A 24,537-nucleotide genomic window follows, 5' to 3' on the forward strand; every position below is an offset into this window, starting at 1 on the left:
CCAGGACAACGGGTTCAAAGTCGGCCATATTCGCATCCATGTTTTTGATTTTTGAAAATCTAAATCCCTCATGGGTTTTCGTGCTGATCATGATCACCTGTATGGAATTTCTTTGGCGACCCCGGCAGGATTCGAACCTGCAACCCGCCCCTTAGGAGGGGGCTGCTCTATCCAGTTGAGCCACGGGGCCTTTGCGCATGTTCATGCCTTTGATTTTATGAGTGGTCAATTGTAACGGATTGGACACGGGGTCGATATGTGGATAAATGACACTATTGAGATAGTGATAGGACGATGCCCGTGAGAACGCCGAACAAACGCCCCCTGACTTTGCGTGATGTATCCGAAGCGTCCGGCGTCAGCGAAATGACCGTTAGCCGCGTTCTGCGTAACAAAGGCGACGTCAGCGAAGCCACGCGCAAACGCGTTCAGGATGCGGCGAAGCAACTGGGCTATGTTCCGAACAAAATCGCAGGCGCTTTGGCATCGCAGCGGGTCAATCTCGTGGCCGTCATCATCCCCAGCTTGGGCAACATGGTCTTTCCCGAAGTCCTATCTGGTGTATCCGAGGTTTTGGCGAACACCGATCTACAACCTGTTGTAGGTGTAACCGATTACCTACCTGAAAAAGAAGAAAAAGTTCTGTTTGAAATGCTGTCTTGGCGTCCGTCTGGCGTCATTATCGCAGGTCTGGAACATTCAGACGCTTCGCGCGCGATGCTGCGTCAGGCGGGGTGCCCTGTCGTTGAAATCATGGACGTAGACGGCGAACCTGTGGATGCCTGCGTGGGCATTTCCCACCGCCGTGCTGGCCGCAAAATGGCAGAATCAATCCTGCAAAACGGATACCGCCGCATCGGTTTCTTGGGTACAAAAATGCCACTAGACCACCGCGCCCGCAAACGTTTCGAAGGCTTTACCCAAACGCTGGCGAAATCAGGCATCGAGATTACGGATCAGGAATTTTACTCTGGTGGTTCGGCCTTAGCCAAAGGGCGCGAATTGACCCAAAAAATGCTAGAGCGCACCCCTGATCTGGATTTCTTGTACTATTCGAATGACATGATCGGCGCGGGCGGCCTGCTATACCTGCTGGAAAAAGGCTACGACGTGCCAGGTCAAATCGGCATCGCTGGTTTCAACGGCGTCGAACTGCTGGACGGACTGCCCCGCAAGCTAGCATCGATGGACGCATGCCGCCGCGAAATCGGGCAACGCGCTGCTCAGATTTTGGCAGACCGCGTCGCGAATCCAGATACGGACGAAGGTTTGGTTGTCGAACTCACGCCAAAACTACAACCGGGTGAAACACTGAACCGGACCTAAACGCCTACATTTTAGGCATCGGTGCATTTTTTACGCGCTCAAGTTTCGGTTGTGATTGTAGCTTCGCACGACGTTGCTACAGTCAGCCCATGAAAGACGCATTTTATTTTGACGAAATGACTGGACATCAGGGCGATACGCTACGCGAGCCCTACCAGAATTTCGACCAGTGGTTTCAATCTGAAAACCCTGCCCGCTTACGGAAAAAACAACGCGAAGCCGAAGAGCTGTTCCGTTTGACAGGCATTACATTCAACGTGTACGGCCGCGCTGAAGCGGCCGAACGGCTTATACCTTTTGATATCGTTCCGCGGATTATTTCGGGCCGCGAATGGTCGCGACTGGCCAAAGGGATCGAACAGCGGGTCCGCGCGATTAACGCGTTCCTGTATGACATCTATCACCGGCAAGAGATTGTTAAGGCAGGCCGCCTACCCGCCGAAATGATCGCCAAGAACGAAGCCTTCCTGCCCCAGATGGTCGGCGTATCGCCCCCTGGCGGCGTTTACACGCATATCGTTGGCATCGATCTGGTGCGCACAGGGCCAGATGAGTTCTACGTTCTAGAGGATAACGCGCGCACACCGTCGGGTGTCAGTTACATGTTGGAAAACCGCGAAACTATGTTGCGGATGTTCCCTGAGCTGTTCACCCAAAACCGCGTTCAGTCGGTGTCAAACTACCCCAAAATGTTGCGCCGATCTTTAGCCGCTTGCGCCCCCAATATGGCAGGCGACAAACCGACGGTCGCAGTTTTAACCCCTGGGATATATAATTCGGCATACTACGAACACAGTTTCCTAGCAGACAAAATGGGCGTCGAATTGGTCGAAGGTCACGACCTGCGCGTGGTTGATGGCCGCGTCGCAATGCGCACAACCCAAGGGTATAAACCCATCGATGTGCTGTATCGCCGTGTGGACGATGATTTCCTTGATCCGCTGAACTTTAACCCAGAAAGCCAGCTGGGCGTTCCAGGCATTATGGATGTCTACAAAGCGGGCGGTATTACCATCGCCAACGCCCCCGGCACAGGGATCGCGGATGACAAAGCCATCTACAGCTATATGCCGGATATCGTTGAATTCTATACAGGCGAAAAGGCAATCCTGAAAAACGTGCCGACGTGGCGCTGTAGCGATCCCGAAAGCCTGAAATACGTGTTGGACAACCTGCACGATCTGGTCGTCAAAGAGGTCCACGGTTCGGGCGGTTACGGCATGTTAATCGGGCCAACCGCGACGAAAAAAGATATCGCCGCATTCCGCAAAAAACTGATGGCTAAACCGGGCAATTACATCGCTCAACCAACGCTTTCGCTTTCGACCGTACCTATCTTTACGAAATCAGGTCTCGCGCCACGGCACGTGGATTTGCGTCCCTTTGTTCTGGTGAGCCCCAATAAAATCGACATCACCCCCGGTGGCCTGACACGCGTGGCGCTGAAAAAAGGCAGCCTCGTCGTGAATTCATCACAGGGCGGCGGCACCAAAGATACTTGGGTTCTAGAGGAGTAAGCCATGCTGGGAAAAACTGCCGGCGGACTCTTTTGGATGTTCCGCTATCTTGAACGATCCGAAAACACCGCCCGCCTGATCGAAGCAGGCCTACGGATCGCCCTGACCCGTTCGGGTTCGACCGAAGAAGAATGGGCCAGCGTCCTGCAAACCGTCGCGGTCTATGACGGGTTTATTGCCAAATACGGCACCGATATCACACGCGATCAGGCGATCGACTGGATGCTACGCGATCCGCAAAACCCATCCAGCGTGATGACTGTAATCGAAGCGGCCCGTAACAACGCCAAAACCGTGCGCACCGCCCTAACCCGAGAGGTATGGGAGGCTGTGAACGAATGCTGGATGTCATTGAAACAGGCGCTCACGCGCAAAGTCGCGGATCAGGATCTGCCATTCATCCTGCAGCTGATCCGCCAACGCAGTGCCTATGTGCGTGGTGCGTTGCACGGCACTATGCTGCGTAACGACATCTATAATTTTGCCCGCATCGGGACGTTCTGTGAACGTGCTGACAACACAGCCCGCATTCTGGATGTGAAATACTATGTCCTTTTGCCGTCTGCGATGTCGGTCGGCACAAATTTGGATAACGTCCAATGGCAAACGATCCTGCAATCCGTATCAGCCGAAGGTGGGTTTCAGATGGCTTATGGTCAGGACCCCCGCCCACGCGAGATTGCTCAATTCTTGATTTTGGATCGGCGCATGCCGCGTAGTTTGGCGTTTTGCACCGAAAAGATCAGGTCAAATCTGGGGTATCTGATGTCGGACTACGGCACCCGCCTACCGTGCCACGATATCGCTGACGCAATGGCTCTGCGGTCTATGCAGCGCGATATTGATAGCGTTTTAGATAGCGGCCTGCATGAATTCATTCAGGATTTCATTCAGGACAACGCAAACCTGAGCATGCAGGTGCAAACGGATTATCGGTTTAACCAATGAACACCACGCAGCTCTATATCCATCACCAAACGACTTACACCTATGATGCGCCTGTCCCTTATGGACTGATGCAACTGCGCCTACGGCCCAAAGATAATTTGGGCCAACGGGTTCTGCGTTGGGACGTGACGATTGATGGCGGCAAGACCGAGGTGGAATACACAGACCACCACAACAACCACGTCGCGTTAATCAGCTTTGACGCGGATGTCACCGAACTAACCATCACCTGCGAAGGCGAAGTTGCACTTAGCGAAACGCACGGCGTTGTGGGCCCACATGCGGGTTTCGCGGCGATGTGGTTGTTCGATCAGGTTACGCCGCTGACCACCGCAGGCGCCAAATGCCGCGCAATAGCAAAGGCCGCAACTGGGGAAGTCGGCACAATCGACTGGGCGCATAGCTTGTCCCAAGCTGTCCGCAGCGCGATCACCTATGAAATCGGAAAATCCGAAGTCGGCTGGTCCGCCGAAGACGCCGCATCGGCGGGTCACGGTGTTTGTCAGGATCATGCACATGTCTTTATCGCCTGTTGCCGCCATGCAGGCGTACCCGCGCGCTACGTGTCTGGGTATCTAATGATGGACGACCGGACGCATCAGGACGCCACCCACGCATGGGCCGAGGCCCACATCGAAGGTTTGGGCTGGGTCGGCTTTGACATCTCGAACGGGATATCGCCCGATATGCGGTACGTGCGCGTTGCGACTGGCATGGACTATGCAGATGCTGCTCCTGTATCAGGCACACGATTTGGCACCGCGTCCGAAGAACTGTCGGTGCAATTGCAAGTACAACAATAACGGGCGATCCTATGACCTATTGTGTGGGAATGCGGCTAAACCGCGGTCTGATTTTCATGTCCGATACGCGGACGAACGCGGGCGTCGATAATATTTCGACGTTCAACAAAATGTTCACCTTCGAAATTCCAGGTGAGCGCATGATCACGCTGATGACTGCGGGCAATCTGGCAACGACTCAGGCGGTGATTTCGATGCTGCAAGAACGCAGCAAGGCACCTGACGATCGCAACCCATCGATCCTAGAGGCGCCATCAATGTTTCAGGTCGCCCGCATCGTCGGCGACACTCTGCGCAGTGTGATCGCACTGAACGCGGATGCGGGCCAACGCGCAGACAGTTCGTTTAACGCCACCATCATCGTCGGCGGACAGATCAAAGGCAGCGAACCGCGCCTTTTCCTGATCTATCCCGAAGGCAACTTTATCGAAGCCAGCGACGACACACCGTTTTTCCAAATTGGTGAAACGAAATACGGCCGCCCGATTCTGGTCCGCGCCTACGATCCCGACATGAGCTGGGAAGCGGCAGTAAAACTACTGATGGTCAGCTTTGATTCCACGATCAAGGCGAATCTGGGGGTCGGCCTGCCGCTGGACCTGATGACGTACGAAACGGATTCGATGGAAATCGGCCACAAAAAACGGATCGAAGCGGACAATGTTCACTATCGCGCGATCTCGGACGGGTGGGGCGATGCGCTGAAATCGGCTTTTGATCAGCTGCCCGACATAAAATTGTAAAGAAAACAAACAAAAAGGGCGTCCCGAAGGACGCCCTATTGGCAGACAGTGGTGAGCCGTGCAGGATTCGAACCTGCGACCCACTGATTAAAAGTCAGTTGCTCTACCAACTGAGCTAACGGCCCACTGTGTCTGTGGGGCGGCTTCTAAGAATACCTGCGGGTCGGGTCAACCGCAAAATGCCATATCTGGATTAATTTTTTTCAGAGGCCTATATGGCGGGTATGGGTACACACACAAATAACGGCCTGCCGTTCATGAAAATGCACGGGTTAGGCAATGATTTCGTCATTATCGACGAAAGAGAGACCGGATCGGTTGTCGATCATGGTTTGGCAATTGCTATGGCCGACCGCCACATGGGAATCGGTTATGACCAGCTGGCGACCATTGAATCGGGCAAAGACTCGGATCTGCATCTGATTTTCTGGAATTCCGATGGGTCGAAATCTGCGGCCTGCGGAAATGCCACGCGCTGTATTGCGCGCTGGGAAATGGATCGCACGGGCAAAACCGAACTGACCATCACCACCGAACGCGGCACTTTGTTCGCGCGCGATGCTGGCGATGGGCAAACCTCGGTTAATATGGGGCATCCGCAGTTGCAGTGGGATGAAATTCCACTGGCATCTGAAATGGATACACTGGAACTGCCAATCGACGGCGCACCCACGGCAACCGGCATGGGCAACCCGCATTGCACGTTCTTTGTCGACGATGCCGAAGCGATTGATATCGTCGCCTTTGGCCCGACCATCGAACACCACCCCCTGTACCCAGAACGCACCAACGTGCAGGTCGCGTCCGTCGTAGGCCCTGATCACCTGCGTATGCGCGTCTGGGAACGCGGTGCGGGCCTGACGCTGGCATCGGGGTCGTCATCCTGTGCAACGGCTGTTGCAGCTGCACGGCGCGGCCTGACCGGCCGCAAGGTGCGCATTGATCTGGATGGCGGCACGTTAGAAATCGATTGGCGCGACGATGGCGTTTGGATGACCGGCCCCACAGCCCACGTATTTGACGGAATCTGGCGATGAAGGCCCCCGTCTTTTCCACGCTTGGCTGCCGCCTGAACGCCTACGAAACCGAAGCGATGAAAGAGCTCGCCGCGCAAGCGGGCGTCGACAACGCGGTTGTGGTCAATACCTGCGCCGTCACGTCCGAAGCCGTCCGCAAAGCGAAACAGGAGATTCGCAAACTGCGCCGCGAAAACCCCGACGCGACGCTGATCGTGACAGGCTGTGCGGCTCAGGTCGAACCGGAAACCTTTGCGGGAATGCCCGAAGTATCGCGCGTCATCGGCAATACCGAAAAAATGCAGCCTGAAACTTGGGCGGGTATGGCGCCGAACCTGATCGGGACCACAGAACCGGTGCAGGTGGACGACATCATGTCGGTCACCGAAACAGCGGGTCACCTAATCGACGGGTTCGGAACACGATCGCGCGCATATGTGCAGGTGCAAAACGGCTGCGACCACCGCTGCACGTTCTGCATCATCCCCTTTGGTCGCGGTAATTCGCGGTCCGTCCCTGCGGGCGTCGTGGTGGATCAGATCAAACGGTTGGTCGACAAGGGCTATAACGAGGTCGTCCTGACAGGCGTTGACCTAACATCATGGGGCGCTGACCTGCCTGCGCAGCCCAAACTGGGCGATCTGGTCATGCGTATCCTGAAACTGGTGCCCGACCTGCCCCGACTGCGCATCAGCTCTATCGATTCGATCGAGGTTGATGAAAACCTCATGCAGGCCATCGCGACCGAACCGCGCCTGATGCCGCATCTGCATTTGTCGCTGCAGCACGGCGATGACCTGATTCTAAAACGGATGAAACGCCGCCATCTGCGCGACGACGCCATTCGTTTCGCCGAGGACGCGATCAAACTTCGCCCCGACATGACGTTCGGCGCGGATATCATCGCTGGTTTCCCGACCGAGACAGAGGCCCATTTCGAAAATTCGCTGAAACTGGTCGATGATTGCCACCTGACGTGGCTGCATGTGTTCCCCTATTCCGTCCGCCCCGGCACTCCTGCCGCGCGGATGCCGCAGGTAAACGGCAAAGCGATCAAAGAACGCGCCGCCCGTCTGCGCGCCAAAGGCGAAGAGGCTGTCGCCACGCATCTGGCCGCTCAAATTGGCAAAACCCATCACATCCTGATGGAAAACCCGCGCATGGGCCGCACCGCGCAATTTACCGAAGTCACATTCGATACCGATCAGCCCGAATCGCAGATCGTCACGGCGGTTATTCGCGGCATCAACGGACAGCAGTTGACGGTATGACCCCGATCCTTTGGTCATTCCGCCGCTGCCCCTATGCGATGCGCGCCCGTCTTGGCATCGCCGAATCGGGTGTGCGCGTTGAACTGCGCGAAATCGTGCTGCGCGCCAAACCGGAACCGTTTTTAGAAACCTCGCCCAGCGGAACGGTGCCCTGCCTGAACACTGGGGCCGACGTTATCGACGAAAGCTTTGACGTCATGCGTTGGGCGCTCGCGCAGAATGACCCCAATGACTGGCTAGATATGCCCGACTTGGGTGATGACCTGATCGCCACCTGCGACGGTCCGTTCAAAAAGGCGCTGGATCGGTACAAATACGCCATTCGGTTCGATGACGTAGATGTTGACGCTGAAAAACAGACGGCTGTCGATTTTCTGACCCGCCTGAACGATCAGATCGGCGACCGCGCGTTCCTATTCGGCGATGCGCCCAAACTAGCCGATTACGCGATTCTGCCGTTCGTGCGCCAATTCGCGCATGTGGATCAGGACTGGTTTTACGCACAGCCCCTGCCGAATGTGATCCGCTGGCTGGATGCGTTCAAATCGTCGGATCGGTTCAAATGGATCATGACGAAATACGCGCCATGGGCCGACGGCGACGATCCGATCTATTTCCCTTGAACCTAAGCGTGGGCGCTACATAGTACCCCTAACCCAAGGGAGGCCCCATGAAACTGATCGCATCACCCACTTCGCCATTCGTTCGTAAAGTCCGCGTACTGCTGCACGAAACAGGAAAAACCGACGCCATCGAACAGGTCATGGTGGCAACGACGCCGCTTGCCTCCGATTCGCAGGCCGTCGCTGCCAACCCGATTGGTAAAATCCCTGCGCTGGTCCGCGATTCTGGCCCCGCGATCTATGACAGCCGCGTCATCACCCAGTTTTTGAACGCAACGTGGGATCTGGGCATGTACCCAGCGGCGCGCGAATGGGAGATCAAAACGCTCGAATCGCAGGCCGACGCGATTTTGGATGCTGCTGTGACCGTTGTTTACGAACAAAAACTGCGGCCCGAGGAATTACACTATGAAACGTGGTTCGATGCGCAGCGCCAGAAAATCGACCGCGCCGTCGCCGATATCGAATCGCGCTGGATGTCCCATCTGGCAGGCCCATTGGACATGAGCCACATCGCTGTGGGTGTTGCGCTGTCTTATCTGGATTTTCGGATGCCAGATCGTGACTGGCGCGCCAATGCCCCTGCATTAGCAGACTGGCACGCCAAATTCGCAGCGCGCCAGTCGATGATTGATACGGTCCCGCCTCAGTAAGAGTAGGTTACACCGATATTCAGCGCGTTGGTGATGACGTTGGTCTGGAACGACCCGCCGCTTTCCAGCTCGGCATCATTCATCGAATAGGTGAACTGGTATTCACCAAACATCGACCAAGTGTCGTTGATTTCATAGGACGCGCCTGCAAACAGACGCATCGCGCCGCCTGTGAACTGATAGCCAAAGGTGTGCGGACCACCAGCGGTGGCCTGCACGTCAACATGCGGCATGGCAAAGCCCAAACCACCACCGACATAAGGCGTCAGATCACCGTTCATCCACTGCTCTGGCCAACGATAGTTGACGTTTGCGGTGATGATGTTCAGGCCATCGGTGAATTCAAAACGGTCGTATCCTGTCGCCGCGCGGGTTTCATCGGATGCGTAAACTTTGTCATGGCTGAATTCGACGCCATAGCCAAAATTGGCCGATTTCCAGTGCGTCCAGCGGAAACCGTAATAGGGTGGCGGGGTCCAGGATTTACCTTCCCATGCGGCGGTGAAATCCAGATCGGTGGATACGCCATTCGCAGGGTCCGTGCCGGTCACCACCGAATGCGGGGCGCCCTGAAATCCCATGTAAAAGCTAAAATCGTTTTCAGCCAAAGACGCCGTTGGCACGGCTGCGGCAGTCGCAAGCAAAGCTATCGCGGTCAGCTGTTTCATTCATTGTCCAATCATTGTGTCAGGTGATTTACCTGTTCGCTGTTCCAGCTAAACCACCACCCCGCAAAAAAACCAACCTATGATAACTAATAATCATCGATTTGCGGCAGTTCAGCACAGGGGTAGGTCAAATTTAGCCATATTAAAGGGGCAAGTGCGATTTTTCGTGCAAAATGCACGCCCTGATCCCCCCTGCGCCCGATTGTCCGCTAGACGGGACCGTTTTTGATAGCTAAACAGCGCCCGAACGGACGGCAGAATTCTGCCGGCTGTCCCTATTCGTATGGGCCGAGGCCCGGAATTAACGGAGATGCACCCAGTGTCAAATACCGAAGAACACCAGGGCACCCGCCGCGATTTCATCTACTACGCCACCGCAGGTGCGGGCGCAGTGGTGACCGGCGCCGCTGTCTGGCCGCTCGTTAACCAGATGAACCCTTCTGCCGACGTGAAAGCGCAAGCTTCGAAACGCGTCGACGTCAGCACCGTTGCCCCAGGCACGCAGCTGACCGTTTTGTGGCAGGGTAAACCAGTATTCATTCGCGCACGTACCGAGGCAGAGATCGCCGAAGCACGCGCCGTCGAACTGTCGGCACTGCCTGACCAGTTGGCAGACAACGCCAACTTGCCTGCAGACGCAGACGCATCGGACGAAAACCGCGCCCTGACCGAAGACGGTGTATGGTTGGTCCAGATGGGCGTTTGTACCCACCTTGGCTGTGTGCCTCTGGGCGAAGCAGGCGATTTCGGTGGCTGGTACTGCCCATGCCACGGTTCGCACTACGACACCGCCGGCCGTATCCGCAAAGGTCCAGCGCCGCGCAACCTAGATATCCCTGTCGCCGCGTTCATCGACGACACAACCATCCAACTCGGCTAAGGAGAGGCACGAATGTCCGGTATCCCGCACGACCATTACGAGCCAAAAACTGGCGCCGAGAAGTGGCTGAACAGCCGCCTGCCAGTCATCGGCTTGCTGTATGACACCCTGATGATCCCTACTCCAAAGAACCTGAACTGGATGTGGATCTGGGGCATCGTTCTGGCCTTTACTCTGGGCCTGCAAATCATCACCGGTATTGTTCTGGTGATGCACTACACCCCGCATGTCGATCTGGCGTTTGCGTCGATCGAACACATCATGCGTGACGTTAATGGCGGTCACATGATCCGCTATTTCCACATGAACGGCGCATCGCTGTTCTTTATCGCTGTATACGCGCACATTTTCCGCGGTCTCTACTACGGTTCGTACAAGGCACCACGCGAAGTCACCTGGATCATCGGTATGTTGATGTACCTGATCATGATGGGCACCGCGTTCATGGGCTACGTTCTGCCTTGGGGTCAGATGTCGTTCCACGGTACCGCAGTTATCACCGGCCTATTCGGCGCGATCCCATTCATTGGTGAATCGATCCAGACCTGGCTGCTGGGTGCGTCCGCTGTTGGTCAGCCTGCGCTGAACCGCTTCTTCTCGCTGCACTACCTGCTGCCATTCGTTCTGGCTGGTTTGACCATGGTTCACATCTGGGCATTCCACTCGACCGGCAACAACAACCCAACCGGTGTTGAGGTTCGTCGCGGTTCGAAAGAAGAAGCAGAAAAAGACACGCTGCCATTCTGGCCTTACTTTGTAATCAAAGACCTGTTCGCGCTGGCTGTTATCCTGGCAGCATTCGTAGCAGTCGTTGGTTTCATGCCGAACTACCTGGGTCACCCAGACAACTACATCCCTGCGAACCCGCTGGCGACACCTGCGCACATCGTTCCTGAATGGTACTTCTTGCCGTTCTACGCGATCCTGCGTGCGTTCACTGCAGACGTTTGGGCTGTTCAGTTCGTACAGTTCATCACCTTTGGCATCGTAGACGCGAAATTCTTTGGTGTTCTGGCAATGTTTGGCGCGATCGCTGTTATGGCGCTGGCACCATGGCTGGATACCTCCAAGGTACGTTCGGGTCGCTATCGCCCAATGTTCAAAGTCTGGTTCGCACTGCTGTGCGTAGACTTCATGGTCCTGATGTGGGTTGGCGCCCAGTCCACCGAATTTCCATTCGACTGGATTTCGCTGATCGCTTCGACCTACTGGTTTGCTTACTTCCTGGTCATCCTGCCTCTGCTAGGCGTGATCGAGAAGCCACTGGCACAGCCAGCAACCATCGAAGAAGACTTCAACGCCCACTACGGCACCCCAGCCGAGTGAGAGAGGAAAGAACAATGTTCCGTAAACTAACCCTTTCCGCTGCGATCGCCTTTGGTCTGTCGTCGGGTGCCGTTATGGCAGCCGGCGGAGAGGCCCACGTCGAAGATTTCGCATTCTCGTTCGAAGGCCCATTTGGTTCCTACGACCAAATGCAGCTTCAGCGCGGTCTGCAAGTCTACACCGAAGTATGTTCGGCATGTCACGGTCTAGAGCACGTTCGCTTTGGCACCTTGGCTGACGAAGGCGGCCCACACTATGATCTAGACGATGTCTGGGATTATTCGGCCAACTTTGAAGTATGGGATCCAGAACTGGCTGACGGTGACGGCGATTATCGCGCTGCAACCCCAGCAGACAAATTCCCATCGTCTTCGCTGAACACTGCACCTGACCTGTCCCTGATGGCAAAGGCGCGCGCTGGTTTCCACGGCCCATACGGCCTGGGTATCAACCAGATCATCAAAGGCATGGGCGGCCCAGAATACATCGCATCCCTGCTGACCGGCTACGAAGATGCACCTTCGTGCGCACCAGAAGATTTTGACGGCTACTATAACACCGTCTTCACTGCTGGTGGTTATCCGAACGAATGTATCGACGAAGACGGCAACCACATGTACCCAGGCAGCTGGATCTCCATGGCTCCACCTCTGTGGGGTGAAGACGTGGAATACGCTGACGGTCATTCGAACGACCTGCACCACGAAGCAGCCGACGTTGCTGCGTTCCTGATGTGGACCGCTGAACCAAAAATGAACGCTCGTAAGAACGCTGGTCTGACCGGCTTTATCTTCCTGACTGTTCTGTCGGTTCTGCTGTACATGACCAACAAACGTCTGTGGGCACCGCACAAGAAAAAAGCCAAAGAAGCCGCTAAGAAATAAGCGTTTTTGACAAACAAACGAAAGGCCCGCCAAGTTGGCGGGCCTTTTGCGTTAGTGCAGGCCTAAATACAATTTTATGTCGTCCGACGGATTGTCCAACACATCCGCGACAGGTGCAGGGGGCATAACCCGCCCATCAGCGACAACCGCGATATCATCCGCGATATATCGGGCGTCTTCGGGATCATGGGTCACCATAATCACCACTCGCTCGGGCGATAGAATGACGTCCCTCAGCAAGGCCAGCATATCGCGTTTCAAACCAGGCCCAAGCGCCGCAAAAGGTTCATCCAACAACACAATTGGCCGATCCTGTAATAGCACACGGGCCAATGCGGCGCGGCTTTGCTGACCGCCCGATAGTTGCGCAGGTTTACGCGCATCAAACCCCGCAAGCCCCACACGATCCAGAGCATTAGCGATAGGCCCGCGATCTTTGGATAGTGGGCGCAAACGCGGCCCCAACGCCAGCCCCACGTTTTGCGCGATGGTCAAATGTGGAAACAGGTTATTATCTTGAAACAACGTCGCCAGTGGGCGCCGAGCGGGCGGCAAGCCCTGAATACGGGCTCCATTCCACCGAATATCGCCACCATCACAGTCAACGAATCCAGCCAAAGCTGATAAGAATGTCGATTTTCCTGCGCCCGATGCACCAATTAATGCAGTGACTTTTCCAGCCTCGAACGCGCAATTCGCCTTTAGCGAAAAATCGTCCAAACGAATGCGCAAATCATCAATTTTCAGCGCCATGACGCCCCCATTTATCGCAGATCCAAAACGCGCCTAACGATAGTCCCAATAGGATCAGCGCAGCACCAGATGCGGCATCTGTGCGGTAGCTGCCCATCAGTTGATACATCAACAACGGCAAGGTTTGTTGGTCCGACGTTGCGAACAAAGCAATCACGCCCAAATCACCCATTGATAGCGCAGCCGCTAGTCCAGCAGCAAAACCCAAAGACCCCCGTATGCGCGGTAAGATCACCATCCTGACACGTGCCCAACCAACAATCCCTAGCGACGTAGACAATCGTCCGAAATCGCGTTCTGCTTTGGTCACGGCAGGTTCCATAATACGCAGCGCAAAAGGCAAGGCCATCAGGGCATTCATCATCGCAGTGACAGGTAGCGCAATTTTCGCAGGGTTAAGGATCGGCTGAACCATGATGAACAACCCCGTGCCCACCACCAACGATGATGCGGCCAACGGCAATGCGGAGGCAACAACCACGCCGCGCCCACCGCGGACGGACAACGCGACAGCCGCCAAAATAGTCAGCGAGGTTGAAACCACAGCGACCAAGACCGACCGCACTATCGCGGGCCAGATTTGAACAGGCACATCGCCCAAGCCACCAATGCCGCGTAGAACAACCAACACAAGCGGGACGATTAGAAACGCTGCCGCAACGACGATAGCCAACCCATCCGAAAGCCGCGAAAATATGCTGGCTCCATCCCAACGACGTGCCATGCGGTCCAAACCAGCACCCGATGCATCAGGCACAGCCAGAAACCACGCAATGCCAGCCGCTACCAGCGACATTGCAAACTGTATCGCCGCCAAAAAGGCCGCCCGATCCAGTGCAAAATCGAATCGGATCGCTTGATAGATCGCCAATTCGACGGTGGTCGCCTTTGGCCCCCCGCCCAAGATAAGGGCAACGGCAAAGCTGGTCAGGCAAATCAGGAATATCGAGGCAAATGCACCCGGCAGAACCGCCCTCAGCATGGGGCGTTCCAACAGGCTAAAAACAGGCGCGTCCAGCGCTGCGGCCAATCGGAACCGTTCGGCGGGGATCGACTGCCAGCCTTGCAGGATCATACGCACCGCCAGTGGTAGATTGAAAAAAACATGGGCCAGTACCACGCCCGCTAACCCATAGATCGATACGCGCCCCGCCCCGATCATCGTCAGTGCGTCGTTCAGCAAACCATTGCGTCCGAACACGGCCAATAGGCCCATGACAGCAACAACCACGGGCAGGATAAATGGCGCGCCCAGCAGAGTAATCAATATCGACCGCCCACGAAACCTGCGCCTTGATAGCGCCCGCGCCACGGGAATGGCCGCGATCACGCTGATCGCCGCCGATAGAACCGCCTGTAACAAGGTAAAGGAAATCGCAGCACGATCGGCAGAGCCTAGCCCACCAAACGTATCCGCACGGGTCAGCACCGCGATCAGCGTACCGACCGTCAAAAGCAGCACGAGGGCGATCACAATCGCCCCCGGCCATCGAGGTACGATTACTGCGCCAGCGCGTTGCGCCATGCGTCAATCGCCAGTGGCGCTTTGGCCGCTGCGTCCTCTGCGCTGAACAGCAGCGCGGTTTCTGGGGTCGACAGGGTTTCGAAACCTGCTGGCAGACCTTCGGCTGGGGTCACAACGGGATACATCCAATTGGTCAGCGGGATCACGGATTGGAACCCTTCGGTCGCGATAAAGGCCATGAATTGATCAGCCAGTTCAGGCACGTCGGTGCCTGCGATTTTGCCTGCAACTTCGACCTGCATGTAGTGGCCTTCGTCAAAGGTCCACGATGTTTTCGTGTCATCCTCTTCGGCGATCAAGTGATAGGCTGGCGATGTGGTGTAGGATAGAACCGCGTCAGCTTCGCCCTCTAGGAACAGACCATAAGCCTCGGACCAGCCCGGGGTGACGGTTACGATGTTGTCGGCCAGGTCAGCCCAGATCGATGCAGCGTCGTCACCGTATGCGGCTTCGATCCACATGACCAGACCCAGACCAGGGGTGGACGAACGTGGATCTTGGATCACGATGGACAGGTCGCTATCTGCCAGTTCGCGGAAATTCGCAGGTGCGGCAACGTCTTTGCCTGCGACGAACGCAAAATAACCCCAGTCAAACGGGACAAAGGTCTCATCAGTCCAGTCGATCGGCAGATCGTATTCGCCAGACACGCCCGATGCCGCGAACAGGCCGGTTTCAGCGGCTGCTGCCGTCAGGTTGGTGTCCAGACCCAGAACGATGTCTGCGTCGGTGTTGTCGCCCTCTAGACGCAGACGCGACAGAACCGCAGCGCCGTCACCTGCGCCCACAAATTCCAGATCACAGCCGCATTCAGCCTCGAAGTTCGCTTCGATCTGCGGGCCGGGGCCCCAATCGCTGTTAAAGCCGTCGTAAGTGTAAACTGTCAGGGTGTCCGCAATTGCGCCAGTGGCAATGAACGACAGTCCTGCGACAAGGGGAAGGGTGGAGTATTTCATATCAATCCTCTTACGCCGAACGGATGGGGGTTCGAGGATTCTCGCGACCTTCCCTCCGCCGGTCTTAACCGGTTCAGGTTCAACGGGTCCGCAATATGCGTCTCAGCCACGAAAGGCACCCCGAGGTACCGCGCAACATAGTCCCCATCTGGCCGCACGCAAGGCCCATTCGCCCATAAACGATGATGTTAGACCTTGGCCCTGTGCGCTGTCCGCGCTAAACGATCCCAAACGGAGGCGCCCACATGTCGTATAACAGCTATGGTCACATCTATCGCACCACCACTTGGGGCGAAAGCCACGGTCCCGCTTTGGGCGCAACTGTTGACGGGTGCCCCCCAGGCGTTCCGCTGACACCTGAAATGATTCAGGTCTGGCTGGATAAACGCAAACCAGGCCAGAACAAAAACACCACGCAGCGCAACGAACCTGACGCGGTCAAAATCCTGTCGGGCGTGTTCGAAGGCGTCACCACCGGCACCTCGATCCAGCTGATGATCGAAAACACCGACCAGCGGTCCAAGGATTACGGCGACATCGCCAAAACATTCCGCCCTGGCCATGCTGATATCACCTATCACCAGAAATACGGCCTGCGCGATTATCGCGGTGGCGGCCGTTCGTCGGCCCGCGAAACCGCAGCGCGCGTTGCATCGGGCGGCGTTGCCCGCGAGGCGCTGAAACACCTGAACCCTGGGATCGAGATCAAGGGCTACATGGTCCAAATGGGCGACAAGAAAATTGATCGATCCCGTTTCGATTGGGACACCATCGACCAGAACGATTTCTGGTGCCCTGACACTGAAATGGCAAAAGAGTGGGAAGATTACCTGACCTTCCTGCGCAAAGACGACCACAATTCGGTCGGCGCCGTGATCGAGGTTGTCGCTCGCAACGTACCAGCTGGCATTGGCGCACCCGTTTACGCGAAACTGGACACCGATCTGGCCGCTGCGATGATGTCGATCAACGCTGTGAAAGGCGTTGAAATCGGCGAAGGCATGGCCGCTGCTGCCCTGACGGGCCGTGATAATGCGGACGAAATTTTCTTTGAAAACGGCGAAGTGCGCTATGGGTCGAACCATGCGGGCGGCATTCTGGGCGGCATTTCGACCGGTCAGGACATTGTTGTACGCTTTGCTGTGAAACCAACATCGTCGATCCTGTCGCCGCGCAAATCGATCTATATCGACGGCACCCCGACCGAAGTAATTACCAAAGGCCGCCACGACCCCTGCGTCGGCATCCGCGCCGTCCCCGTAGGCGAAGCAATGGCCGCCTGCGTCGTCCTAGACCACATCATGCTAGACCGCGCCCAAACTGGCGGCGAACGCGGCCAAATCGGTTAATTTTTATCGAACCTACATCATCGTGCCGATATGGGCATGATGATGCTTAGGCCCCTGTGATCAAACGCGCTGTTTCGACAGCTGCACCGCCAAAATGCCTGCGGCGATGATCACAACGCCAACGGCATCCCAAATGCCCAGCGGTTCATTCAGCAGTACCCACGCAATCGCGACGCCGAAAAACGGGTTCAGGAAATGGAACGTCGCCGCTTTGATCGCGCCGATACGTTGTACCAACTGAAACCAGATGAATGTGGCCAATAGACCCGGAACCATCGTGGTGTAGATGAACGCCATGATCAGGGTCCAGCTCCAGTCCACGGTCCAAGTTTCGAACAGCGCCGCAGGGACGGCCAACACAGCGGCGCCCACCATCATCTGCAACCCGACGACCATCAAAAGGTTGCCGCCGCCAGATGCGCCTTTGACAGCCAGCGTTGCGACCGACAGAGCGGTGACCCCGATCACGCATAGGATCAGGCCAAGACTGTCCACAGTGCCCGTCAGGCGCGCTCCCATGATCACGGCGACCCCAAAGAACCCGACGAACAATCCAACGATCCCCAAAGGCCGCGGTCGGTTCCCAGTGATCCAGCTCAGCAGCGCCACAATCAACGGCATGGTGGCCGCGATGATCGACGCAAGCGACGCTTCGATCGTTTGCATGGCGTAGAAAAACATCCCCAGATACAGCGCGTTCTGGCAAATGCCGAAAACGAATGTCGCCGTCCATTGTGGACGGGTCAATTTGATGCGCTGCCCTAGCGCATAAGCAATCGCGATGCCCACAATGCCTGACACCAAAAACCGCAAGGCCAACGATGTCATCGGCGGGGCGGCCTGAACGATGATACGTGCAGATGTAAAGGCAGAGGACCACATGAGGGCAAAGGAAAGCCCCATCAAAATAGCACGTAAATCCATCAAAGCCTCAAATGAAAAAGGGTCACCAATATCGGCGACCCTTTCCCACTATTTGATCAAATGCAAGACCAGCGACGCGATTACGCGTTTACGCTGTCTTTCAGTGCCTTCGCGATAGTCATTTTGACGACTTTATCAGCAGGCTTCTGCATGGTTTCGCCGGTCGCAGGGTTGCGAACGGTGCGCTCTGGACGCTCGCGGCAGTAGATTTTGCCAACGCCAGGCAGGGTCACAGCACCACCGCCCGATACTTCTTCGGAAATGATGTCCAGCAGCGCTTCCAGACCAGCAGCTGCGGTTTTTTTGTCAGTGCCGGATTTTTCGGCCAGTGCGGCGACGAGTTGCGCCTTGGTCATTGGTTTTGCCATTTCCATGGTCTCCTTGTTGCGCCCGATCTTGGGCCTCATGTCCCGTATAGTAACGGTATATAGTAGATCACCACTATGAAATTTGGCCTATTGCAAGCAAAAAAGCCTATTTTCAAGCGGAAAACTGTGGATCAAAGGAATGCTGTCTCTTCGAAGCTGCGTAATTTGCGGCTGTGTATACGTTCGAGAGGCATTTCGCGCAGAGATTCCATCGCCCGAATTCCGATCATCAAGTGACGAGATACCTGTGTTTTATAGAAATCCGACGCCATTCCGGGCAATTTCAATTCCCCGTGCAGCGGTTTGTCGGAGACGCACAAAAGCGTGCCATAAGGCACACGGAACCTGAAACCGTTGGCTGCGATTGTCGCGCTTTCCATATCCAGCGCGACGGCGCGCGATTGCGACAATCGTTGGACCGGCCCCGAATGATCGCGCAACTCCCAGTTGCGGTTGTCGATCGTTGCCACCGTGCCCGTGCGCATAATGCGTTTCAATTCGAACCCGCTTAGCTCGGTCACTTGGGCCACTGCGTTTTCTAGCGCGATCTGAATTTCTGCCAGCGCAGGGATCGGCACCCAGATCGGCAAATCGTCGTCCAGAACGTGATCTTCGCGCAGGTAAGCGTGGGCCAAAACAAAGTCGCCAAGGCTCTGGCTGTTACGTAGACCCGCGCAGTGACCAACCATCAGCCACGCGTGCGGACGCAAAACTGCAATATGATCCGTTGCGGTTTTCGCGTTCGATGGACCGACGCCGATGTTAACCAAAGTAATCCCCGATCCGTCCGTGCGTTTCAGGTGATAGGTCGGCATTTGCGGCATCTTTGCCAAATGCGGCAGCGGCGTTTCCGCATCTGTAATCACCGCATTCCCTGGCGCAACAAAGGCCGTGTAACCGCTGTCTTTTTCAGCCAGCATTTTGCGCGCGTAGGCTTCAAATTCTTCGACGTAGAATTGGTAGTTCGTGAACAGAACGTGGTTCTGGAAATGATCAGGCGCGGTTGCAGTGTAATGCGCCAGACGCGCGAGCGAATAATCCACACGCTGCGCCGTGAACGGGGCCAGTGGGTGCGATCCATCAGGATAAACGAACCCTGTACCGTTCACGATGTCATCATGGGTCGTTGTCAGGTCTGGCACGTCAAACACATCGCGCAGCGTGAAATTCAACACGCCTTCTTGAGGAACGGTGACGTCCGCATCATTAGCAACCGCGAAATGCATCGGCATTGGCGTGTCGGATAAACCAATCTGCACCTGCGTATCGTGGTTTTTAATCAGCAGTTCGATCTGCTGTTCCAGATAGTTTTTGAACAGTTTCGGGCGGGTGATGGTTGTGGAATATGTACCCGGGATCGGCACGTGACCAAACGACAGGCGGCTGTCGGATGTGGTGTAGCTGGTCGTGGTGATCCGCACTTCGGGGTAATAGGCGCGGTACCGCGCGTCGGGTTTGCCTTTGGTGACCGACTCTGAAAATTTCTGGCCCAGAAACGTGATGGCTTCGTCGTAGAGTTCGATCAGGCGGGCGACAGCGGCCTTTGGGTCGGTAAAGGTTTCGGCTGGTTTGCTGTCTGGTGTGATAGTTTCGTTCATTCTTTTTCCTTAACTTCAGGACGGTCTACGTAGGCGACCCCGCTGGATCGCGACGCCCTTTGTCCATTCCTTTATGACCTGTGATCAGACACCAGTTAGGCAACAGCTTCAAGACACGATCAGCGCTTGTCGTCGGGGCATAAAGGGTGGCAAAACGCACCAAAATCGCGGGGGCGGGCATGAAATTTTTGAAAAACCTGTTGGGCGCATCGAATGATGACGCGTTGATCTATGATACGGGCGTAGACATGGGGCAAATCACGCCCCGTTGGCCCATCATCCGCTGCCGCGGCGATCAGGCCCACCAGATCATCGCGAAAGAGGCACAGAACCGCGATCATACCCCAATTGTTTTGGGATCCATCCGCGCCGTTGAAATGATGTACGACGGCACACCGCGCGACGTGGCCGATATTGAGGCCCGCGCCGCGAAATTTTCATTCGACGCCTACATGACCCAAGCGCGATTTGAATGGGCGCAAACCGATCGTCCAAAACGCGGGCCGTTTGACCCTGTTCTATCACAATCCGATGCCATTACTCTGGCGCTGTGGGATGTTGCACGGCAAGAGCCCTATCAAACCGTTCACATCGGCCTGTTCCCCACATCTGACGCGACCCAAGTGTCCGCCCATCTGGACTGCGGCGGCTGGAACGCATTCCCCCAAGCCGAAGTTCACATGGGCCTGATGCGTCGCTGGCGCGACCGATATGGCGCACGCATCGTTGGGCACAGCCATGATACGATCACGATGCATGTGCTGCGCCCGCCAGCCACCCAAGAGGACGCCATGGCATTGGCCGAAGAACATTACGCCTACTGCCCTGACATCATTGATCAGGGATTTGGCACGTTGGACGGATTGGCGGCTGTGCTGATCAACGCACCAACGTGGCAATTCTGGTGGGATTAACGGGTTGACCCCGCAGCTTTGAAACGCACATTTGATTTCATGAAAACTTTGCTTTCTTTCGGCCACGGTTTTTCCGCACGCGCCCTGACCCGCATCCTGCCTGACGATTGGACCGTCATCGGCACCACCCGATCCGCTGACAAGGCGGACGCGCTAACCGCCGAAGGGATCGAGGCGCGCGTTTGGCCTGGCACGGATATCACCGCCGATCTGGACCGCGCGACGCATCTGTTGATTTCCGCCGGTCCGAATGCGGATGGCGATCCCGTTCTGAACGAAATCAAATCCGAAATCGCCGCCCGCCGCGATCAATTCGAATGGGTGGGCTATCTGTCCACCACAGGCACCTATGGCGATCATGGCGGCGCGTGGATAGACGAATCGACGCCAGTAAAGCCCTCCACCGAACGCGGCGAATGGCGCGCCCGAGCTGAGGCCGAATGGCAATCGCTGGACCTGCGGCTGCATATCTTCCGTCTGGCAGGTATTTACGGGCCAGGCCGCGGACCTTTTGCCAAAGTCCGCAGCGGCAAGGCTCGCCGCATCATCAAAGAGGGCCAAGTTTTCAGCCGCACCCACGTCGATGACATTGCGCAAGTGCTGCTCGCGTCGATCAACAAACCCAACCCCGGGGCGGCCTATAACGTCTGCGACGACGAACCCGCCCCACCTCAAGACGTGATTGAATTCGCCGCCAACCTTCTGGGATTGCCCGTGCCGCCCGCGATCCCGATCGAAGACGCGCCCATGACTCCAATGGCCGCGTCATTCTACGCCGAAAACAAACGTGTACGGAACGACCGGATCAAAGACGAACTGGGCGTCAAACTGCTGTATCCTGACTACCGCACGGGGCTTAGGGCGCTTTTGGCGCAGTCCGGCGAATAACCCATGCAGCGCAGGCAAAGATTACCAGCAGAAAAATCGCCACGATGAAATTCGTGACGTAGAAATGCGCGCGGCCATCGAACTCCAGATTATTCAGGAACCGATAGGGCAATCCGTTGGTGACTGTGCCCGTTGGCGTTAATGCGAACCGTTGGACCACCAATTCAGCCCAGGCCACATAGGCCGCAATAATCCCGAACAGCCAAAGAACGGACCCGACCAACCGCCGAAAACCGCGGTGCAGGAACAGCGCGTCGATCCACAACAGCAGCGGCCCGACAGCGTGCAGATAATATTCCAGCCACGGCTGCCCCAATGACCCGTCGCTGGTGACCGACATCGGGTCCGCAAAATACAAACGCCAGTACAGCAGAACGACCATCGCGTTCACAATCGCCGCCGCGCCGATGAATCCATCCCAGCGATTTTCACTGCGGCCCAAACTGATCAGCAGTGTTCGACTATGGGCGAAGGTCGCCAGAAACAGGCCCCAGATGGTCAGATATCGGAATGGTCCAGGGAATTGGCTGTAGTCCCCGAAAAAGATAAAGCGCAAACAGTAGAACACCGCCACGGCGGTGACCACGCTGCGGAAAATCAGCGTTTTGTTCATGATGTCCTCCCTGCAGCTTAGCGTGCGACAGGTTGATCACCGAACAAAGAGGAACCTTGCGTCAGGCGCGGTTTTCGATGCGTGCAACGCCCATGACGTCCAGCACTTTGGCTTCGATATCGGGGGCATTCAGGCCAGCGGTTGCATACATGTCCGCAGGGCTCGCGTGGTCGATCCAAGTATCGGGCAGAACCATGGAACGGAATTTCAGACCGTGATCCATCGCGCCTTCGTCCGATAGCATCTGAACCACTTGCGATCCAAATCCGCCAGCTGCGCCTTCTTCGATCGTGATGATCGCGTCATGGGTTGCTGCGGTTTTCAGGATCAGATCACGATCCAAAGGTTTGGCAAAACGCGCGTCGATGACTGTTGGATGAATGCCCTTGGCGTTCAGGTTTTCGACGGCCTGCAATACCTCTTGCAAACGAGTGCCGAACGACAGGATCGCAACGCCCGCCCCTTCGGTCACGACGCGGCCTTTGCCGATTTCCAACGGCTCTAGCGTGTCGGGGATTTCAACGCCCACACCTTCGCCGCGCGGGAAACGGAACGCGATGGGGCCGTCGTCGTAATCAGCCGCCGTTTTGACCATGCGCGCCAATTCGTTTTCATCCGCCGCTGCCATGACGACCATACCGGGCAAATTCACCAGGAACGACACATCGAAACTGCCTGCGTGGGTCGCACCATCGGCGCCAACCAGACCAGCGCGGTCTATCGCGAAACGGACCGGCAAACGTTGGATCGCGACGTCATGCACGACCTGATCGTAGCCGCGCTGCAAGAACGTGGAATACAGCGCGCAGAACGGTTTCATCCCGCCTGCAGCCAGACCGGCCGAAAATGTCACGGCGTGCTGTTCCGCAATACCAACGTCAAAACAGCGCGAGGCATAGCGCTCCATAAACGTCTTGAGCCCCGTCCCATCTGGCATCGCCGCCGTAACCGCGCAAATCTTTTGATCCTTGGCAGCCAAATCCAACAAGGTATTCGCGAACACGCTGGTATAGCTGGGCGCGTTCGATGGGGCCTTGTGCTGTTTGCCGCTGGGGACGTCGAATTTCGCGGTGGCGTGGCCTTTGTCACGGGCGGCTTCGGCGGGGGCGTAACCTTTGCCCTTTTTCGTGATCGCGTGGATCAGGATTGGGCCGTCAGCGCGGGATTTCACCGTGCGCAGCACCGCCAGCAACTGATCCATGTCGTGCCCATCAATGGGGCCGATGTAGGAAAATCCCAACTCTTCGAACAGCGTGCCGCCGACGGTCATGTGTTTGACCATATCCTTGGCGCGCTTTGCACCTTCGCGGAACGGGGGCGGCAGTAGGCTAACCGCGCCTTTGGCGGCGGCTTTTAGTTCCTGGAACGGGGCGCCTGCGTATAGGCGCGACAGATACGACGATAGCGCGCCCGTTGGTTCGGCAATCGACATTTCGTTGTCGTTCAGAACAACGATCATGCGTTTGCCCAGATGGCCCGCGTTGTTCATCGCCTCGAACGCCATACCGGCGGACATGGACCCGTCACCAATCACAGCAATCGCGTCGCCGACGCCTTCGGGCGTGACGCCGCCCAGATCGCGCGCAACTGCAAATCCCAATGCAGCAGAAATCGAGGTCGACGAATGCCCAGCGCCAAACGCATCGTATGGCGATTCAGACCGTTTTGCGAAACCCGACAGTCCGTCCTTTTGACGCAAGGTGCGGATACGATCGCGGCGGCCTGTGATAATTTTATGCGGATAACATTGGTGCGACACGTCCCAGACGATTTTATCCTTTGGCGTATCGAACACAGCATGCAGGGCGACGGTCAATTCGACAACGCCCAGACCAGCCCCCAAATGCCCGCCAGTAACGGACACAGCATCAATAGTTTCGGCACGCAGTTCATCAGCGACATGACGCAGTTCGCTGTCCGACATGGATTTCAAGTCGGCTGGCGTCTGGACGCGGTCCAGATGAGGCGTGCGTGGTCGATCGGTCATGTCA

The 24,537-nt window shown here is 56.4% G+C and carries 24 protein-coding genes, 2 tRNA genes and 1 riboswitch; of the genes, 15 read left to right on the plus strand and 11 right to left on the minus strand.

All coding sequences use genetic code 11. The features are described from left to right. Positions 1-113 precede the first annotated feature (113 nt). A tRNA-Arg gene (locus BVC71_RS06985) sits at positions 114-190 on the minus strand. A 104-nt stretch (positions 191-294) separates the two neighbouring features. Here BVC71_RS06985 and BVC71_RS06990 point away from each other — a divergent pair. The 5 genes from BVC71_RS06990 (at position 295) to BVC71_RS07010 (ending at position 5,337) form a co-directional block, all read left to right on the plus strand. Then, positions 295-1,326: a LacI family DNA-binding transcriptional regulator gene (locus BVC71_RS06990; protein ID WP_086450927.1), complete on the plus strand. Its 1,032-nt coding sequence runs from the start codon at positions 295-297 to the stop codon at positions 1,324-1,326. Between the two features lie 89 nt (positions 1,327-1,415). Continuing rightward, positions 1,416-2,843 (plus strand): circularly permuted type 2 ATP-grasp protein, encoded by a 1,428-nt coding sequence (locus tag BVC71_RS06995; RefSeq protein WP_086450928.1) that lies wholly within the window; start codon positions 1,416-1,418, stop codon positions 2,841-2,843. 3 nt (positions 2,844-2,846) lie between these two features. Continuing rightward, a complete protein-coding gene (locus BVC71_RS07000; protein ID WP_086450929.1) occupies positions 2,847-3,791 on the plus strand; it encodes an alpha-E domain-containing protein in 945 nt (314 codons plus the stop codon). Beyond that, positions 3,788-4,594: a transglutaminase family protein gene (locus BVC71_RS07005; protein ID WP_086450930.1), complete on the plus strand. Its 807-nt coding sequence runs from the start codon at positions 3,788-3,790 to the stop codon at positions 4,592-4,594. The genes BVC71_RS07000 and BVC71_RS07005 overlap by 4 nt, the downstream gene beginning before the upstream one ends. Before the next feature lie 11 nt (positions 4,595-4,605). Continuing rightward, positions 4,606-5,337, plus strand: a complete 732-nt coding sequence (locus BVC71_RS07010; protein ID WP_086450931.1) for a proteasome-type protease — start codon at positions 4,606-4,608, stop codon at positions 5,335-5,337. A 49-nt stretch (positions 5,338-5,386) separates the two neighbouring features. Here BVC71_RS07010 and BVC71_RS07015 read toward each other — a convergent pair. Next, positions 5,387-5,462, minus strand: a tRNA-Lys gene (locus BVC71_RS07015). Between the two features lie 99 nt (positions 5,463-5,561). On the opposite strand from BVC71_RS07015, the gene dapF reads away from it, so the two are divergent. Genes dapF through BVC71_RS07035 form a run of 4 tightly spaced genes read left to right on the plus strand, consistent with a single transcriptional unit; the run spans position 5,562 to position 8,900 of the window. Then, complete coding sequence (gene dapF, locus BVC71_RS07020) at positions 5,562-6,374, plus strand: diaminopimelate epimerase (protein ID WP_086451265.1); 813 nt, start codon at positions 5,562-5,564, stop codon at positions 6,372-6,374. Beyond that, the gene (gene mtaB / locus BVC71_RS07025) at positions 6,371-7,624 is read left to right on the plus strand and encodes a tRNA (N(6)-L-threonylcarbamoyladenosine(37)-C(2))-methylthiotransferase MtaB (RefSeq protein WP_086450932.1); all 1,254 of its coding nucleotides are present in this window, start codon (positions 6,371-6,373) and stop codon (positions 7,622-7,624) included. Before dapF ends, mtaB begins: the two co-directional genes overlap by 4 nt. Next, the gene (locus tag BVC71_RS07030) at positions 7,621-8,247 is read left to right on the plus strand and encodes a glutathione S-transferase (protein ID WP_086450933.1); all 627 of its coding nucleotides are present in this window, start codon (positions 7,621-7,623) and stop codon (positions 8,245-8,247) included. Before mtaB ends, BVC71_RS07030 begins: the two co-directional genes overlap by 4 nt. 47 nt (positions 8,248-8,294) lie before the next feature. Then, complete coding sequence (locus BVC71_RS07035; protein ID WP_086450934.1) at positions 8,295-8,900, plus strand: glutathione S-transferase; 606 nt, start codon at positions 8,295-8,297, stop codon at positions 8,898-8,900. Here BVC71_RS07035 and BVC71_RS07040 read toward each other — a convergent pair. Beyond that, complete coding sequence (locus BVC71_RS07040) at positions 8,894-9,568, minus strand: outer membrane protein (RefSeq protein ID WP_086450935.1); 675 nt, start codon at positions 9,566-9,568, stop codon at positions 8,894-8,896. The genes BVC71_RS07035 and BVC71_RS07040 overlap by 7 nt on opposite strands. Positions 9,569-9,887: 319 nt before the next feature. On the opposite strand from BVC71_RS07040, the gene petA reads away from it, so the two are divergent. Genes petA through BVC71_RS07055 form a run of 3 tightly spaced genes read left to right on the plus strand, consistent with a single transcriptional unit; the run spans position 9,888 to position 12,658 of the window. Then, on the plus strand, positions 9,888-10,448 hold the full coding sequence (petA, locus tag BVC71_RS07045; RefSeq protein WP_086451266.1) for a ubiquinol-cytochrome c reductase iron-sulfur subunit: 561 nt from the start codon (positions 9,888-9,890) through the stop codon (positions 10,446-10,448). A 12-nt stretch (positions 10,449-10,460) separates the two neighbouring features. Then, positions 10,461-11,774: a cytochrome b gene (petB, locus tag BVC71_RS07050; RefSeq protein WP_086450936.1), complete on the plus strand. Its 1,314-nt coding sequence runs from the start codon at positions 10,461-10,463 to the stop codon at positions 11,772-11,774. Positions 11,775-11,788: 14 nt separating this feature from the next. Beyond that, positions 11,789-12,658, plus strand: coding sequence for a cytochrome c1 (locus tag BVC71_RS07055; RefSeq protein WP_086450937.1), 870 nt, complete (start codon positions 11,789-11,791; stop codon positions 12,656-12,658). 51 nt (positions 12,659-12,709) lie between these two features. On the opposite strand, the gene BVC71_RS07060 is transcribed toward BVC71_RS07055, so the two are convergent. Genes BVC71_RS07060 through thiB form a run of 3 tightly spaced genes read right to left on the minus strand, consistent with a single transcriptional unit; the run spans position 12,710 to position 15,892 of the window. Beyond that, a complete protein-coding gene (locus tag BVC71_RS07060; protein ID WP_086450938.1) occupies positions 12,710-13,411 on the minus strand; it encodes a thiamine ABC transporter ATP-binding protein in 702 nt (233 codons plus the stop codon). After that, entirely contained in the window at positions 13,395-14,936 is a 1,542-nt protein-coding gene (locus BVC71_RS07065; RefSeq protein WP_086450939.1) for a thiamine/thiamine pyrophosphate ABC transporter permease ThiP, read from the minus strand. Before BVC71_RS07065 ends, BVC71_RS07060 begins: the two co-directional genes overlap by 17 nt. Then, positions 14,912-15,892 carry a thiamine ABC transporter substrate binding subunit gene (thiB, locus tag BVC71_RS07070; RefSeq protein ID WP_086450940.1) on the minus strand — a complete coding sequence of 327 codons (981 nt, stop codon included), beginning with the start codon at positions 15,890-15,892 and terminating at the stop codon, positions 14,912-14,914. Before thiB ends, BVC71_RS07065 begins: the two co-directional genes overlap by 25 nt. A gap of 33 nt (positions 15,893-15,925) precedes the next feature. Next, a riboswitch (TPP riboswitch) is annotated at positions 15,926-16,025 on the minus strand. A 112-nt stretch (positions 16,026-16,137) separates the two neighbouring features. On the opposite strand from thiB, the gene aroC reads away from it, so the two are divergent. Then, on the plus strand, positions 16,138-17,241 hold the full coding sequence (gene aroC, locus BVC71_RS07075) for a chorismate synthase (protein WP_086450941.1): 1,104 nt from the start codon (positions 16,138-16,140) through the stop codon (positions 17,239-17,241). A 60-nt stretch (positions 17,242-17,301) separates the two neighbouring features. Here the strand turns inward: aroC and BVC71_RS07080 are convergent, their stop codons facing one another. The 3 genes from BVC71_RS07080 to BVC71_RS07090 all read right to left on the minus strand — a co-directional run bounded on the left by BVC71_RS07080 (position 17,302) and on the right by BVC71_RS07090 (position 20,131). Next, positions 17,302-18,165 (minus strand): DMT family transporter, encoded by an 864-nt coding sequence (locus tag BVC71_RS07080; protein ID WP_086450942.1) that lies wholly within the window; start codon positions 18,163-18,165, stop codon positions 17,302-17,304. Positions 18,166-18,245: 80 nt separating this feature from the next. Next, on the minus strand, positions 18,246-18,533 hold the full coding sequence (locus tag BVC71_RS07085) for an HU family DNA-binding protein (protein WP_086451267.1): 288 nt from the start codon (positions 18,531-18,533) through the stop codon (positions 18,246-18,248). A 131-nt stretch (positions 18,534-18,664) separates the two neighbouring features. Continuing rightward, on the minus strand, positions 18,665-20,131 hold the full coding sequence (locus BVC71_RS07090; protein WP_086450943.1) for an AMP nucleosidase: 1,467 nt from the start codon (positions 20,129-20,131) through the stop codon (positions 18,665-18,667). Positions 20,132-20,310: 179 nt separating this feature from the next. Between BVC71_RS07090 and BVC71_RS07095 the strand changes: the two genes are divergently transcribed. After that, complete coding sequence (locus BVC71_RS07095) at positions 20,311-21,045, plus strand: DUF4253 domain-containing protein (RefSeq protein WP_133064502.1); 735 nt, start codon at positions 20,311-20,313, stop codon at positions 21,043-21,045. A 39-nt stretch (positions 21,046-21,084) separates the two neighbouring features. Then, entirely contained in the window at positions 21,085-21,933 is an 849-nt protein-coding gene (locus BVC71_RS07100) for an SDR family oxidoreductase (RefSeq protein ID WP_086451268.1), read from the plus strand. Here the strand turns inward: BVC71_RS07100 and BVC71_RS07105 are convergent. Together BVC71_RS07105 and dxs are read right to left on the minus strand one after the other, a co-directional pair. Then, entirely contained in the window at positions 21,902-22,546 is a 645-nt protein-coding gene (locus tag BVC71_RS07105; protein ID WP_086450945.1) for an androgen-induced gene 1 family protein, read from the minus strand. The genes BVC71_RS07100 and BVC71_RS07105 overlap by 32 nt on opposite strands. A gap of 61 nt (positions 22,547-22,607) precedes the next feature. Further along, positions 22,608-24,533 (minus strand): 1-deoxy-D-xylulose-5-phosphate synthase, encoded by a 1,926-nt coding sequence (gene dxs, locus BVC71_RS07110; RefSeq protein ID WP_086450946.1) that lies wholly within the window; start codon positions 24,531-24,533, stop codon positions 22,608-22,610. Positions 24,534-24,537: the final 4 nt, after the last annotated feature.

This window comes from Marivivens niveibacter (assembly GCF_002150005.2).
Classification (GTDB): Bacteria; Pseudomonadota; Alphaproteobacteria; order Rhodobacterales; family Rhodobacteraceae; genus Marivivens; species Marivivens niveibacter.

Coding starts and splice junctions, on each gene's coding strand:
- BVC71_RS06990 (WP_086450927.1), top strand. CDS start 295: ATGCCCGTGAGAACGCCGAACAAACGCCCCCTGACTTTGCGTGATGTA.
- BVC71_RS06995 (WP_086450928.1), top strand. CDS start 1,416: ATGAAAGACGCATTTTATTTTGACGAAATGACTGGACATCAGGGCGAT.
- BVC71_RS07000 (WP_086450929.1), top strand. CDS start 2,847: ATGCTGGGAAAAACTGCCGGCGGACTCTTTTGGATGTTCCGCTATCTT.
- BVC71_RS07005 (WP_086450930.1), top strand. CDS start 3,788: ATGAACACCACGCAGCTCTATATCCATCACCAAACGACTTACACCTAT.
- BVC71_RS07010 (WP_086450931.1), top strand. CDS start 4,606: ATGACCTATTGTGTGGGAATGCGGCTAAACCGCGGTCTGATTTTCATG.
- dapF (WP_086451265.1), top strand. CDS start 5,562: ATGGGTACACACACAAATAACGGCCTGCCGTTCATGAAAATGCACGGG.
- mtaB (WP_086450932.1), top strand. CDS start 6,371: ATGAAGGCCCCCGTCTTTTCCACGCTTGGCTGCCGCCTGAACGCCTAC.
- BVC71_RS07030 (WP_086450933.1), top strand. CDS start 7,621: ATGACCCCGATCCTTTGGTCATTCCGCCGCTGCCCCTATGCGATGCGC.
- BVC71_RS07035 (WP_086450934.1), top strand. CDS start 8,295: ATGAAACTGATCGCATCACCCACTTCGCCATTCGTTCGTAAAGTCCGC.
- BVC71_RS07040 (WP_086450935.1), bottom strand. CDS start 9,568: ATGAAACAGCTGACCGCGATAGCTTTGCTTGCGACTGCCGCAGCCGTG.
- petB (WP_086450936.1), top strand. CDS start 10,461: ATGTCCGGTATCCCGCACGACCATTACGAGCCAAAAACTGGCGCCGAG.
- BVC71_RS07055 (WP_086450937.1), top strand. CDS start 11,789: ATGTTCCGTAAACTAACCCTTTCCGCTGCGATCGCCTTTGGTCTGTCG.
- BVC71_RS07060 (WP_086450938.1), bottom strand. CDS start 13,411: ATGGCGCTGAAAATTGATGATTTGCGCATTCGTTTGGACGATTTTTCG.
- BVC71_RS07065 (WP_086450939.1), bottom strand. CDS start 14,936: ATGGCGCAACGCGCTGGCGCAGTAATCGTACCTCGATGGCCGGGGGCG.
- thiB (WP_086450940.1), bottom strand. CDS start 15,892: ATGAAATACTCCACCCTTCCCCTTGTCGCAGGACTGTCGTTCATTGCC.
- aroC (WP_086450941.1), top strand. CDS start 16,138: ATGTCGTATAACAGCTATGGTCACATCTATCGCACCACCACTTGGGGC.
- BVC71_RS07080 (WP_086450942.1), bottom strand. CDS start 18,165: ATGGATTTACGTGCTATTTTGATGGGGCTTTCCTTTGCCCTCATGTGG.
- BVC71_RS07085 (WP_086451267.1), bottom strand. CDS start 18,533: ATGGCAAAACCAATGACCAAGGCGCAACTCGTCGCCGCACTGGCCGAA.
- BVC71_RS07090 (WP_086450943.1), bottom strand. CDS start 20,131: ATGAACGAAACTATCACACCAGACAGCAAACCAGCCGAAACCTTTACC.
- BVC71_RS07095 (WP_133064502.1), top strand. CDS start 20,311: ATGAAATTTTTGAAAAACCTGTTGGGCGCATCGAATGATGACGCGTTG.
- BVC71_RS07100 (WP_086451268.1), top strand. CDS start 21,085: ATGAAAACTTTGCTTTCTTTCGGCCACGGTTTTTCCGCACGCGCCCTG.
- BVC71_RS07105 (WP_086450945.1), bottom strand. CDS start 22,546: ATGAACAAAACGCTGATTTTCCGCAGCGTGGTCACCGCCGTGGCGGTG.
- dxs (WP_086450946.1), bottom strand. CDS start 24,533: ATGACCGATCGACCACGCACGCCTCATCTGGACCGCGTCCAGACGCCA.